This window comes from Paramylibacter ulvae (assembly GCF_014652655.1).
Taxonomy (GTDB): domain Bacteria; phylum Pseudomonadota; class Alphaproteobacteria; order Rhodobacterales; family Rhodobacteraceae; genus Amylibacter; species Amylibacter ulvae.
Map to the genome: position 1 here is coordinate 471,295 of NZ_BMZF01000001.1, position 12,568 is coordinate 483,862.

The following is a 12,568-nucleotide window of genomic DNA, read 5'->3' on the forward strand; positions in this document are numbered from 1 at the left end:
TAGTTGAGGGGCAGGATTTACTGCACTCACACCACGTGGATGCCCAAACTATCGGAGTTTGACATGACATTAAAAGTTGCCATCAACGGAATGGGCCGGATTGGTCGCTGTACACTTGCCGCGATAATTGAATCTGGACGCAAAGATATCGAAGTGGTGGCGATCAACGCACCTGCTCCGCTGGAAACCTTGGCGCATCTTTTGAAATATGACTCTGTGCATGGGCGCTTCCCCGGCGAAGTACGCATCGTGGATGGCAAGATTTTTGCGGGCCAAGGGCTCATTGAAATGCAAGGGACGTATAATACTGATGAATTGAATTGGGATGGCATTGATGTGGTGCTGGAATGCACAGGCGCATTTAATTCCAAGGAACAATCATCTGTGCATCTGGAAAAAGGCGCAAAACGAGTCTTGATTTCCGCCCCTGCCAAAAACGCCGATAAAACCATCGTATATGGTGTGAACCACGACAGCATCACAAAGGACGATACAGTCATTTCCAATGCATCCTGTACCACCAACTGTTTGGCACCACTGGCCAAGGCGTTGAATGAAACTGTGGGCATTGAAATGGGTATCATGACCACGGTGCATTCATACACAGGCGATCAGCCGATGTTAGATAAGAAACATAAGGATTTGTACCGCGCACGTGCTGGTGCCATGTCGATGATCCCCACATCCACAGGTGCGGCCAAGGCCGTTGGTTTGGTATTGCCAGAGTTGGAAGGTAAATTGCACGGTTCTGCCATTCGCGTGCCAACGCCAAACGTATCCTGTGTTGATCTCACGTTCACCGCAGGGCGCGATACATCTGTCGAGGAAATCAACGCCGCCGTTAAAGATTACGCCGATGGCCCCCTAAAGGGTGTATTGGCATATGACCCAGAACCCAAAGTGTCGATCGATTTCAATCACGACCCCCATTCATCCACATTCGCGCCTGCGCAAACACAGGTCACCAACAAACGTTTGGTGCGCGTGTTAAGCTGGTATGACAACGAATGGGGTTTCTCTTGTAGAATGGCCGACACTGCAGTAGCGATGGGTCGACACATCTAAAAGGATAGCCCGTGGGAAATCGAACGTCTATAATTGTGGGAATCGTTATCGTTTTGGCGATCATTGGCGACTATTCGATGAACGATGCACAGGGGCTTCTTTTCCTTGGGAAAAAAATGCTGATACTGCTGGATTGGATGACATTTTGGAGATGAAAAATTGGGCCTAAGAACACTTGACGATTTCGACTTTACTGGAAAAAACGTATTGATCCGTGTGGATGTAAACGTACCAACGGACAATGGGCGTGTCACCGACCTGACCCGTTTGGACCGTATCGTTCCCACCGTTTTGGAAGTGTTGAAAAAAGGCGGCAAGCCGATTTTGCTGTCCCATTTTGGCCGCCCTACCCGTGGGTTTGAATTGAGCCTTTCGGTACAGCAAACCGTCAATGCATTGTCCCAAGTTTTAAAACACCGCGTACATTTCGCAACTTCTTGCATTGGTGAAACTGCGCAAAAAGCGGTTGAAACCCTTCCAGAGGGTGATGTTCTATTGTTGGAAAACACGCGTTTTCATGCGGGTGAGAAAAACAACGATCCTGAATTTGCCAAAGAACTGGCAAAACTAGGCGATTTTTTCGTCTCTGACACATTTTCCACCGCACACCGCGCCCACGCATCCGTGGTTGGGGTGGCTGAATTGCTTCCCAGTTGTGCAGGGCGTTTAATGGAAGAAGAAATCAAACAGCTTGAAGCCGCACTTTCAAAACCAGAACGCCCTGTTTTGGCCGTTGTCGGTGGCGCCAAGGTTTCATCCAAACTGGAACTGTTAACCAACCTTATCACGCCGATGGATACAATCGTCATTGGTGGTGGTATGGCAAACACTTTTCTGGCCGCGCAAGGGTATAATGTAGGCCAATCATTGTGCGAACATGATTTGCTGGATACCGCACGCGATATTTTGAAAAATGCCAAGGATGCAAATTGTGAAATCGTATTGCCCGTCGATATAGTGACATCACGCGAATTCAAAGCATATTCAGATAATGAGACGCTTCCCGCCGATGCCTGCCCCGCGGATAGCATGATTTTGGATGCGGGACCAAAAACCGTCGAGATTATCAAATCACATTTGGACAAATCCAAAACCGTGATCTGGAACGGCCCATTGGGCGCATTCGAAATTCACCCCTACAACACGGCCACAGACGCCGCCGCAACACATGTGGCCGCATTGACCAAGGCAGGTAAACTGCTGTCCGTTGCGGGTGGTGGTGACACGGTGGCCGCATTGAACAGCAGCAACGCTGGCAAAGATTTCACCTATATTTCCACTGCGGGTGGCGCGTTTTTAGAATGGCTAGAGGGTAAAACATTGCCCGGTGTCGCCGTACTTCAATACTAATTTTATCAAAGACATTTTAAGGGGATCACCACATGAGCAAGTCAGCACAAGCCAAACAAATGGAAACCGGCGCTGGATTTATCGCAGCACTGGATCAAAGCGGTGGTTCAACGCCAAAGGCGCTCGCGCTTTATGGTATTGGCGAAGATGGTTATACCAATGACGCCGAAATGTATGATTTGATCCACGCCATGCGCGCACGTATCGCTACCGCCCCTGCGTTTACAGGGGACAAGGTGATTGGCGCTATCCTGTTTGAAATGACCATGGATCGTGAAATCGAAGGGATGCCAACAGCGCAATATATCTGGGAAAAACGCGGTGTGGTGCCATTTTTAAAGGTGGACAAAGGGCTAGAGGCCGACACAGACGGTGTTCAATTGATGAAACCCATTGATGGGTTATCCGATACACTAGCACGCGCGGATAAGGCTGGTATTTTTGGCACGAAAATGCGTTCTGTTATCAGTGCCGCAAATGCGGGTGGCATTGATGCAATCGTGGGGCAACAATTTGAAATCGGCGCTGAAATCATCGCCGCTGGTTTGATGCCCATCCTTGAACCCGAAGTCACCATTTCAATTGATGACAAGGCAGAGGCGGAAAATATGCTGCGCGACAGCATTGCCAAACATTTGGAAAACCTGCCCAAAGAACAAAAGGTTATGTTGAAACTAACGCTGCCTGAAACGCCAAACCAATATAAATCGCTGATCGATCATCCACAGGTGATGCGCGTTGTTGCTCTGTCGGGTGGATACAGCCGCGAACAGGCCAATGAAAAGCTTGCGCAAAACGCAGGAATGATCGCCAGTTTTTCCCGCGCATTAAGTGAAGGATTGAGCGCAGATCAATCCGATGAGGACTTTAATGCGACGATTGCGTCCACAATTGATGAAATCACAGCGGCGTCCAACGCGGGCTAATCATCTGAAAACCTTATTTTATTGGGGTTCGGATCACCGAGCCCCATTTTTTTCGAATCAAATGCATTTTTGGGATTCACATTGCGAATCACTTGCCCTATGATTCGGGTATAACCAGCACAAAGACTGGCGTTGAGGCAAAGAATGAAGGTAATGCGAAATTCACGTATTGGACTTGGGGCGGCGATCTTTTTCGCCGCCATTCTTTCGTTGTCCGCTTATTTTGTTTTCGCAGCAATTCAAGGCGATTTTGGCCATTTCCAACGTGTGCAAATCGAAGCAGAGGAACAATTGTTGACACAGCAATTGGCCGAGCTACGCCAGCAACGCGAAGAGATCGCAAATAAAACGCACCGCATGTCCGATGACTATCTGGATTTGGATTTGCTGGATGAACAGGCGCGAAAATTGCTTGGCATGGCGCGCCCTGACGAAGTTATCATTCGCTAGCACCCTATTATACATATTTTTCAATGCATTAACGCCACGTCAAAAATGACGTGCGTTTTGCGGTTGCTTCGCATATAATATAGTTCAACGTTAAACTATATTCCTTGGGGTGTTCTATGGCTGCAAAAAAATCTGCGTCTGGTGCGAATGTTTCTGGCGACGAGCTTTTACATTACTACCGTGAAATGTTGATGATCCGCCGTTTTGAAGAAAAGGCAGGTCAGCTTTATGGCATGGGTCAAATCGGCGGGTTCTGCCATTTGTATATCGGCCAAGAAGCGGTTGTTGTTGGCATCGAAGCCGCCGCCAAAGAAGGCGATAGCCGCCTCACCTCTTATCGCGATCACGGTCATATGCTGGCCTGTGGCATGGACCCCAAAGGTGTGATGGCCGAATTGACCGGCCGCGAAGATGGCTATTCCAAAGGCAAAGGCGGCTCTATGCACATGTTTAGCGCCGAGAAAAAATTCTATGGCGGGCACGGTATTGTGGCCGCACAAGTGCCAATCGGCGCAGGGCTTGCATTTGCCAATAAATACAAGGGTGAAGACACGGTTTCATTCACCTATTTCGGTGATGGCGCTGCGAACCAAGGCCAAGTTTATGAAAGCTTTAACATGGCCGCGCTTTGGAAATTGCCTGTGATTTTCGTGGTGGAAAATAACCAATACGCCATGGGGACAAGCCAAAAGCGTTCCGCATCAACCCCTGATTTTTACACACGCGGCGAAGCATTCGGTATTCCAGGTGCCGCCGTTGATGGCATGAATGTTCTGGCTGTCAAAGCCGCCGCAGAAGAGGCTGTTGCCCATTGTCGCGCTGGCAAGGGCCCCTATGTGATGGAGGTGAAAACCTATCGCTATCGCGGGCATTCAATGTCTGACCCTGCCAAATATCGTTCACGCGAAGAGGTGCAAAAGGTCAAGGAAAACCAAGATCCGATTGATATGGTCAAAGAAATGATCGCACAGGGCAAACACGCCAGTGCAGATGATTTGAAAGCCATCGACAAAGAAATCAAAAAAATTGTGCAAGAGGCTGCAGATTTCGCAATCGAAAGCCCAGAGCCATCCGTGGATGAGCTTTACACTGACATTTACGCGTAAGGGAAAAATATCATGGCAATTCAAATCCTTATGCCTGCATTGTCGCCGACAATGGAAGAAGGCACATTGGCAAAATGGACTGTGAAAGAAGGCGACACAGTTGAAAGCGGTCAGATCATGGCCGAAATCGAAACAGACAAGGCGACGATGGAATTCGAAGCCGTCGATGAAGGTGTGATTGGTAAATTGCTGATCGCCGAGGGCACCGCCAATGTAAAGGTGAACACCCCCATCGCCGTCCTCCTTGAAGAGGGTGAAGATGCATCCGCCGCTGACAGTGCCGACGCACCAGCAAGTGATGACGACGACAATCAAGCACCCGCGGCAAGCGAAGACGAACCAAAGGTTGCCAAAAAACCAGCCACGGCCGCCATCGCAATGGAAGAAGTGCCAGAAGGTACGACATTCACATCCACAACCGTGCGCCAAGCGTTGCGCGATGCTATGGCCGAAGAAATGCGCGCCGATGACACCGTATTTTTGATGGGTGAAGAAGTTGCCGAATACCAAGGGGCCTATAAAATCTCGCAAGGGTTGCTTGATGAATTTGGCGAAAAACGCGTGATTGACACGCCGATCACCGAACATGGCTTTGCTGGTTTGGGTGTGGGCGCGGCATTTGGTGGTTTGAAACCAATCGTTGAATTCATGACTTTCAACTTTGCGATGCAAGCAATCGACCACATCATCAACTCTGCTGCGAAAACATTGTATATGTCTGGCGGTCAGATGGGCGCACCAATGGTGTTTCGCGGTCCAAACGGTGCCGCCGCACGCGTTGGCGCACAACACAGCCACGATTACGCCGCGTGGTATGCACAAGTTCCTGGACTCAAGGTTGTGATGCCCTATTCCGCTGCAGATGCCAAAGGCTTGCTTAAATCAGCGATCCGCGATCCAAACCCTGTGATTTTCTTGGAAAACGAAATTCTGTATGGTCAATCGTTCGACGTTCCTGATCTGGATGATTTCACCGTACCAATCGGCAAGGCGCGCATTTGGCGCGAAGGCGATGATGTAACCTTGGTCAGCTTTGGCATCGGGATGAAATACGCCTTGGAAGCGGCCGACAAATTGGCCGAGGACGGTATCAGCGCCGAGGTTATCGATCTACGCTCCTTGCGCCCGATTGATTACGATACGCTGATTGAATCGGTCAAGAAAACCAACCGCTGTGTCACCATCGAAGAAGGTTTCCCAGTGGCATCCATCGGCAACCACCTATCCGCTGTGATCATGGAGCGCGCGTTTGATTATCTTGATGCGCCCGTCATCAACTGTGCAGGCAAGGATGTTCCAATGCCTTATGCAGCAAATCTTGAAAAACTGGCACTTGTTACCACCGCCGAGGTCATCGACGCAGTGAAACAAGTCACCTATCGTTAAGGGGAAAAGACATGGCAATTCAAATACTTATGCCCGCACTATCGCCAACGATGGAAGAAGGCACATTGGCAAAATGGCTGGTCAAAGAAGGTGACACCGTTGAAAGCGGTGACATCATGGCCGAAATCGAAACCGACAAGGCAACGATGGAATTCGAAGCCGTGGACGAAGGTGTAATTGGCAAAATTTTGATCGCCGAGGGCACCGCAGGCGTCAAGGTCAACGATCCCATCGCCGTATTATTAGAAGACGGCGAAGATACCTCTGCCGCAGATAATGTTAAATCCACCCCTGCACCAAAAGCGGATAAAAAACCTGCTGACGAAAAATCGGATGCTCCGAAAGAGGCGTCCGCGCCAAAGAAAACAGAAGCACCAAAATCCGCACCAAGTGCAAACAAAGGCGATCGTGTCTTTGCCACACCGCTTGCACGTCGCATCGCGGCGGACAAAGGCATTGATCTGAAATCAATCGACGGGTCTGGCCCCAAAGGGCGCATTGTAAAAGCTGATGTTGAAAATGCCAAACCAGGCGCTGCGACCGCACCATCTGCATCCGCTGGTCTTGCGCAATCGCCAAGTTCGGATCAGGTCAAAGCGATGTACCAAGACCGCGAATTCGAAGAGGTCACACTCGACGGGATGCGCAAAACCATTGCTGCACGTTTGACCGAGGCAAAACAAACCGTTCCACATTTTTATCTGCGCCGTAGCATTCAATTGGACAAACTTTTGTCAACACGTGGTGAAATTAACGCAGGTCTGGCAGAAAGCGGCGTGAAACTGTCCGTAAATGATTTCATCATCAAAGCATGTGCAAAAGCATTGCAAGATGTACCAGACGCCAATGTTGTTTGGGCGGACGATCGTATCTTGAAACTGAATGCATCGGACGTGGCCGTTGCGGTGGCGATCGAGGGTGGATTGTTCACTCCTGTTATACGCGACAGCGACACCAAAACTCTGTCAACCATTTCCGCCGAAATGAAAGATTTGGCAAGTCGCGCACGTGATCGCAAACTTGCCCCCCATGAATATCAGGGCGGCAGCTTTGCCATTTCCAACCTTGGCATGATGGGTATCGAAAATTTTGATGCGGTGATTAACCCACCACACGGTTCGATCTTGGCTGTGGGCGCTGGTATGAAAAAACCAGTTGTCGGCGATGATGGATCTGTTTCGGTTGCCACTGTGATGTCGGTCACGTTATCCGTCGATCACCGTGCGATTGATGGCGCGTTGGGGGCAACATTCCTTGATGCCATAGTGCGTTATTTGGAAAACCCACTGACCATTTTTGCTTAATTTTATGCAAATGTAAAAATTAGAGCCTCGCATTTTGCGGGGCTTTTCTTTGTGTCGCAGCTATGCTCTGATACACACAATCAGCAGGAGATGTACGATAGCGTCAATAGTGGAAAATGCTGCCCTTGTCGGCGCAACGGTTTCGGTTTCAATTTGGGCGATGACCCGAATTTATAGCTTTTTCGAAGGGTTGTATTCACGCCGATCAGAACGGCGTAACTTCATCCGCGCCCTTTTTGCCGAGGTCGATTTTAACACTAAAGATTTGTATTTCTTTATCGAAAGCTCGCGTGATTTGTCAAAATTGCACATAGCGCTGCAAAATGATGCGGCACTGATCCCACATATCACGGCTGCAAACCATACGCATGTTTACCGCCGCAACATTACAAATTTGCATTATATAGAGGATGGATTGATCAAACGGTTAGTCTTGTTTTATGGCCTGTTGGATAAGATATCAGCGCAGATTAATGGATTGAATCTGCCCAGTTTCGCAACTGTTTCAACAGCCGCAAAAATAACCACGATTGAACGCATTGTGCATAATGTGACGGAATGTGAAAAAATTGGGAATGAAATCTTGATCGAATTCAAACGCAATTACAGATGGCTATCGGCAACACGCGGATACCGCCCATATATCGTAGGCAAAACACGCGAGGGATTTTAATCCCTAAAATACAATTGGATCTGGTTGCGACATATCTGTTTCCTTGTTGTTCCCACTCAATATACGTAGTTTTTCACAAATTCCAAGGGTCATCGCATTCTTGTGACCTATGATATGACCACGATCAATCATCACAGTCACAATCGCCAAAATAATGATCCATACTTTGTGATGGCTGATCACAGCCCGCCTCGCCAACAACTTTGGCTGGAACACCTGCAACGGTTTTACATGCGGGCACTTCGTGTAACACCACCGAACCTGCGGCAATCTTGCTGCAATGGCCGATCGTGATGTTGCCAAGAACCTTGGCACCCGCCCCAATCAACACGCCATCTTCGATTGTTGGGTGACGAATGCCATCCGCCTTGCCCGTACCACCGAGCGTTACAGAGTGCAGCATTGAAACATTATCACCAACAACAGCCGTTTCACCAATTACCACCGAATGGGCGTGGTCAATCATAATCCCCTGCCCAATTTTGGCACCAGGATGAATATCAACACCGTAAACTTCTGATGCGCGCATTTGGAAAAAATAAGCCATTTCATTGCGGCCGTGCTGCCACAACCAATGCGCAATCCGATAGGATTGCACGGCCTGATAGCCTTTGAAAAACAGCAATGGTTGAATAAACGTATGACACGCAGGGTCGCGATCAAACACTGCCACAATATCCGCACGCGCAGCCCGCGCAATCGATTTATCGCTTGATAACGCCTCGTCCGCAATTTCACGCAATATTTGCGCAGGCATTTCATCGGATGACAACTTCAACGCAATGCGATAGCTGAGAGCCTTGGAAAAACGCGCATGGTGCAACACAGATGAATGTACCAAGCCACCCAAAATGGGTTCCTTGGCAATCAAATCCTCTGCTTCGCCGACAATGCGCTCCCAAACAGGATCAACCTGTGTGATATTTTTCTTTGCGACTTCAGCCATGACAAATCCTCTGGTTTCACGTCTTTATACAACATTGCGCCAAAGGATTACAATATGATGTCAATCACAGATTTTTGTATGTTTTTTTGGCCTGATGCGCCAGCATTTTGTCTAACATTTTAGTAATGACCACCAAAACGCATCGCAAAAATTCAATATCCGCAATCGAACACTGCGGTTTCATCGTGTGGATATGCGCTGCTCCGCGCAACGTGCCATCACCAAAATTTGGATCATTTTGGCCAAGCCTACGGCGCAGGATATCCCCAATATGTGCCGTTTCAAACATCGCGGCGAGCAATTGTTCGCGTTGATCCGCTGGCACGCACAATAATGCACGCGCCGCGGCGAATATATCGCTGTGAATAATGCGACGCATTACACCGCATCGGGTGGCGTTGGCACCATCGCATGCACAGCAAATCGGATTTCACCCGATACAAACGCACCTGTTTCTGGTGCAATCAACAATGGTGTATCGGAATAATACGCTTGTGGTTGGCCAGTTACCCCAATCGCATACGAATTCAATGCCAAGCCGTATTGGGAACCATATCGTCCTGATGCACCAGTGACGCCCAATGTCCAGCTGGCCGCACCATCGGTCACAATGGGTGCGATCACCCGCGCGGTGACGGCGCTCACCACACAATGACTCGGAATAATATCGGCGGTGGTATTATCTGCCCCTGCCACGATGGTGTGATCAAGGTGGAAAACCACAGATTCAAACGCGGCCCCATTCGAAATCTGGCTTGGCTTTTCCGCCCGCCATTTGTTTCCCAAATAAACATAATATTGATTGTTATCTTCATCAAACTCCCCCACTGGGATTGTGTCAGTCATGTATTGAATGCTCTTTCACGGTTGCCCGCCCAAAGAGAGAGAATAGAAAAAGCGGTCACAAGGTTCACCCCTGTGCCGCTTACCCACTTCTTCCAGCTTGACTAAAGTTATACGTTGGACCGTTCGCAAAGTCAAGGAAAATCGTTATATATCAACGCACTACGCATTAACCTCTGATTAACACTTGGGCTAAACCCTAGTTATCATTGGCTTTTGCACGATCCGCTGCTTGTTGGCGTTCGATACGGCGCCAGTTGGCAACATTCTTATTATGCTCTGCCAACGTCTTGGCAAATGCGTGCCCGCCCGTGCCATCAGCCACGAAAAACATAAAATCGGTCTTTTCTGGATTTACCGCCGCTTCCAATGCGCGTCGGCTTGGGTTGCCAATTGGTGTTGGCGGCAGGCCGGCAAAACGGCGCGTGTTATATGGCGTGTCTTTTAACAAATCCGAACGGCGAATATCGCGCATCTTTTTGGGATCACCCCCCGTGAATTCATAAACGGTGGTGGAATCCATCCCCAATGGTGTGCCTTTTTGCAAACGATTGATGATCACCCCTGAAACCAATCGCAATTCTTCCTTCACCGGGGTTTCCCCCTCGATAATGGATGCAACGATCAAGGCTTCTTCTTTGGTTTTCAAAAACAGATCGTCGGCGCGGTTTTCCCAAACCTCGTCCAGAATAATTTGCTGTGCGACCACCATTTTATTAATGATGCTTTGCCGTGTATCCGCGCGATTATAGGCATAGGTATTGGGCGATAACCCACCCTCTGGTGGTAATGTCGTAACCTCGCCCGTCAATTGTTCCTGCGCCATCAAACGTTCAACGATTTGCAGATTTGTCCAACCTTCAGGGAAGGTCACATTTTGCGAAATGCCGACACCTGAATTCACGATCTCTAACACCTGCGCCATTGATGCCGCTTCTGGGATGATATAATCGCCAACCTTTAGTTGGCTGTTTTTATTCAAATATTTCGCGCCAGCACGGAAAATGGACGCATCCGAAATAATGCCAGCATCCTCAAGGCGTTCCGCCACGCCCTTTTTCGAGCTTGACGAATTGATCCGATCATTGGGGTTCACCGCAAATTCGGTTTCCTGCGTCAACGGCCCCGCCTTGTTGAATTGGGATTTCCCCCACAGGATGGCAACGCCCCCCGCGATCAACAAAACAATCAGCAGATTTACAAAATTTGCAGCAATGTGGCGTGCGAACATATTCTTATTTTACCCGACCAAAGACCAATGATGCATTTGTACCACCAAACCCGAAAGAGTTCGACAAAACAGTATCAATCTTGCGTTTAACGGCGGATTTGGGCGCAAGGTCCAAAACAGCATCCGCTGGCGGGTTATCCAAATTCAATGTTGGTGGCGCAATTTGATCGCGCATCGCCAGAATACAGAAAATCGCCTCAACGGAACCCGCTGCACCCAACAGGTGGCCAATCGCGGATTTTGTGGATGACATGGTCGCATTTTTCGCCGCATCGCCCATCAATCGTGTGACCGCACCCAATTCAATTGTATCGGCCATGGTCGATGTGCCGTGCGCGTTGATATAATCAATATCTGCGGGTGTGATCCCTGCGCGTTTGATCGCCGCTTGCATGGAACGGAAACCACCGTCGCCATCGGATGATGGCGCTGTGATGTGATATGCATCACCAGACAGACCATAGCCCAAAACTTCACAATAAATATGTGCACCGCGTGCTTTGGCGTGTTCGTATTCTTCTAATACAACAACACCTGCACCCTCGCCCATCACGAACCCATCGCGATCATCGTCATATGGGCGCGATGCGGATTTAGGATCATCGCCACGTTTGGTTGACAGCGCCTTACAGGCGTTAAAACCTGCGATACCAATTTCGGTAATCGGATTTTCCGCACCACCTGCAATCATCACATCCGCATCATCCAGCGCGATCAGACGCGCCGCATCACCAATCGCATGTGCACCTGTGGAACAGGCGGTCACAACCGCATGATTTGGGCCTTTGAACCCAAAACGAATGGACACTTGGCCTGACACCAGGTTGATCAAACATGCGGGAATAAAGAACGGTGAAACACGGCGTGGGCCGCGTTCTTTCAATGTCACGGCCGTTTCGGCAATCGTGCCAAGCCCACCAATACCAGATCCGATCATCACACCTGTACGCAGGCGGGATTCTTCGTCCTCTGGTTTCCAATTCGCATCATCAACGGCCTGTTGCGCCGCTGCGATGCCATACAGGATAAAATCATCAACCTTGCGGCGTTCCTTTGGTTCCATCCAGTCATCTGGGTTGAATGTGCCATCGGAACCATCCCCAAACGGGATTTCACAGGCATAATTCGTTGCCAAATGATCCGCATCAAAACGTGTGATCGTGCCAGCGGCGTTTTCACCAGCCAACAAACGTTTCCACGTTTCATCAACACCACATGCAAGTGGTGAAACCATTCCTAAACCCGTGACAACAACGCGACGCATGATAATAGTCCCTCATTCATTTTG

General features: G+C 49.3%; 14 protein-coding genes. 9 read left to right on the forward strand and 5 right to left on the reverse strand.

Features of this window, described 5'->3' with window-relative positions:
* Positions 1-63: 63 nt before the first annotated feature.
* From gap to IE094_RS02375, 9 genes are all read left to right on the forward strand, one after another.
* Positions 64-1,065: a type I glyceraldehyde-3-phosphate dehydrogenase gene (gap, locus tag IE094_RS02340; protein ID WP_189638952.1), complete on the forward strand. Its 1,002-nt coding sequence runs from the start codon at positions 64-66 to the stop codon at positions 1,063-1,065.
* A gap of 159 nt (positions 1,066-1,224) precedes the next feature.
* Positions 1,225-2,415: a phosphoglycerate kinase gene (locus IE094_RS02345; protein ID WP_189638953.1), complete on the forward strand. Its 1,191-nt coding sequence runs from the start codon at positions 1,225-1,227 to the stop codon at positions 2,413-2,415.
* Between the two features lie 32 nt (positions 2,416-2,447).
* Complete coding sequence (locus tag IE094_RS02350) at positions 2,448-3,341, forward strand: fructose bisphosphate aldolase (protein ID WP_189638954.1); 894 nt, start codon at positions 2,448-2,450, stop codon at positions 3,339-3,341.
* Positions 3,342-3,494: 153 nt separating this feature from the next.
* Positions 3,495-3,791 carry an FtsB family cell division protein gene (locus IE094_RS02355; RefSeq protein ID WP_373295848.1) on the forward strand — a complete coding sequence of 99 codons (297 nt, stop codon included), beginning with the start codon at positions 3,495-3,497 and terminating at the stop codon, positions 3,789-3,791.
* 116 nt (positions 3,792-3,907) lie between these two features.
* Positions 3,908-4,897, forward strand: coding sequence for a pyruvate dehydrogenase (acetyl-transferring) E1 component subunit alpha (gene pdhA, locus IE094_RS02360; protein WP_189638956.1), 990 nt, complete (start codon positions 3,908-3,910; stop codon positions 4,895-4,897).
* Entirely contained in the window at positions 4,818-4,982 is a 165-nt protein-coding gene (locus tag IE094_RS15655; RefSeq protein WP_505851489.1) for a hypothetical protein, read from the forward strand. Before pdhA ends, IE094_RS15655 begins: the two co-directional genes overlap by 80 nt.
* Positions 4,910-6,283 (forward strand): pyruvate dehydrogenase complex E1 component subunit beta, encoded by a 1,374-nt coding sequence (locus IE094_RS02365; protein ID WP_189638957.1) that lies wholly within the window; start codon positions 4,910-4,912, stop codon positions 6,281-6,283. The genes IE094_RS15655 and IE094_RS02365 overlap by 73 nt, the downstream gene beginning before the upstream one ends.
* 11 nt (positions 6,284-6,294) lie before the next feature.
* A complete protein-coding gene (locus tag IE094_RS02370; RefSeq protein ID WP_189638958.1) occupies positions 6,295-7,587 on the forward strand; it encodes a pyruvate dehydrogenase complex dihydrolipoamide acetyltransferase in 1,293 nt (430 codons plus the stop codon).
* Positions 7,588-7,747: 160 nt separating this feature from the next.
* Entirely contained in the window at positions 7,748-8,260 is a 513-nt protein-coding gene (locus tag IE094_RS02375; protein ID WP_229801968.1) for a hypothetical protein, read from the forward strand.
* A 124-nt stretch (positions 8,261-8,384) separates the two neighbouring features.
* Here the strand turns inward: IE094_RS02375 and cysE are convergent, their stop codons facing one another.
* The 5 genes from cysE to fabF all read right to left on the reverse strand — a co-directional run bounded on the left by cysE (position 8,385) and on the right by fabF (position 12,544).
* Entirely contained in the window at positions 8,385-9,206 is an 822-nt protein-coding gene (cysE, locus tag IE094_RS02380; protein WP_189638960.1) for a serine O-acetyltransferase, read from the reverse strand.
* 64 nt (positions 9,207-9,270) lie between these two features.
* The gene (locus IE094_RS02385) at positions 9,271-9,585 is read right to left on the reverse strand and encodes a DUF7742 family protein (RefSeq protein ID WP_189638961.1); all 315 of its coding nucleotides are present in this window, start codon (positions 9,583-9,585) and stop codon (positions 9,271-9,273) included.
* Complete coding sequence (locus tag IE094_RS02390; RefSeq protein ID WP_189638962.1) at positions 9,585-10,052, reverse strand: hypothetical protein; 468 nt, start codon at positions 10,050-10,052, stop codon at positions 9,585-9,587. The genes IE094_RS02385 and IE094_RS02390 overlap by 1 nt, the downstream gene beginning before the upstream one ends.
* A 196-nt stretch (positions 10,053-10,248) precedes the next feature.
* Entirely contained in the window at positions 10,249-11,280 is a 1,032-nt protein-coding gene (gene mltG / locus IE094_RS02395; protein WP_189638963.1) for an endolytic transglycosylase MltG, read from the reverse strand.
* 4 nt (positions 11,281-11,284) lie between these two features.
* Positions 11,285-12,544 (reverse strand): beta-ketoacyl-ACP synthase II, encoded by a 1,260-nt coding sequence (fabF, locus tag IE094_RS02400; protein ID WP_189638964.1) that lies wholly within the window; start codon positions 12,542-12,544, stop codon positions 11,285-11,287.
* Between the last annotated feature and the right edge of the window lie 24 nt (positions 12,545-12,568).

Excerpts from the sequence above, each read along its gene's own strand:
- gap (WP_189638952.1), top strand. The coding sequence starts at position 64 with ATGACATTAAAAGTTGCCATCAACGGAATGGGCCGGATTGGTCGCTGT.
- IE094_RS02350 (WP_189638954.1), top strand. The coding sequence starts at position 2,448 with ATGAGCAAGTCAGCACAAGCCAAACAAATGGAAACCGGCGCTGGATTT.
- IE094_RS02355 (WP_373295848.1), top strand. The coding sequence starts at position 3,495 with ATGCGAAATTCACGTATTGGACTTGGGGCGGCGATCTTTTTCGCCGCC.
- pdhA (WP_189638956.1), top strand. The coding sequence starts at position 3,908 with ATGGCTGCAAAAAAATCTGCGTCTGGTGCGAATGTTTCTGGCGACGAG.
- IE094_RS02365 (WP_189638957.1), top strand. The coding sequence starts at position 4,910 with ATGGCAATTCAAATCCTTATGCCTGCATTGTCGCCGACAATGGAAGAA.
- IE094_RS02370 (WP_189638958.1), top strand. The coding sequence starts at position 6,295 with ATGGCAATTCAAATACTTATGCCCGCACTATCGCCAACGATGGAAGAA.
- IE094_RS02375 (WP_229801968.1), top strand. The coding sequence starts at position 7,748 with ATGACCCGAATTTATAGCTTTTTCGAAGGGTTGTATTCACGCCGATCA.
- cysE (WP_189638960.1), bottom strand. The coding sequence starts at position 9,206 with ATGGCTGAAGTCGCAAAGAAAAATATCACACAGGTTGATCCTGTTTGG.
- IE094_RS02385 (WP_189638961.1), bottom strand. The coding sequence starts at position 9,585 with ATGCGTCGCATTATTCACAGCGATATATTCGCCGCGGCGCGTGCATTA.
- IE094_RS02390 (WP_189638962.1), bottom strand. The coding sequence starts at position 10,052 with ATGACTGACACAATCCCAGTGGGGGAGTTTGATGAAGATAACAATCAA.
- mltG (WP_189638963.1), bottom strand. The coding sequence starts at position 11,280 with ATGTTCGCACGCCACATTGCTGCAAATTTTGTAAATCTGCTGATTGTT.
- fabF (WP_189638964.1), bottom strand. The coding sequence starts at position 12,544 with ATGCGTCGCGTTGTTGTCACGGGTTTAGGAATGGTTTCACCACTTGCA.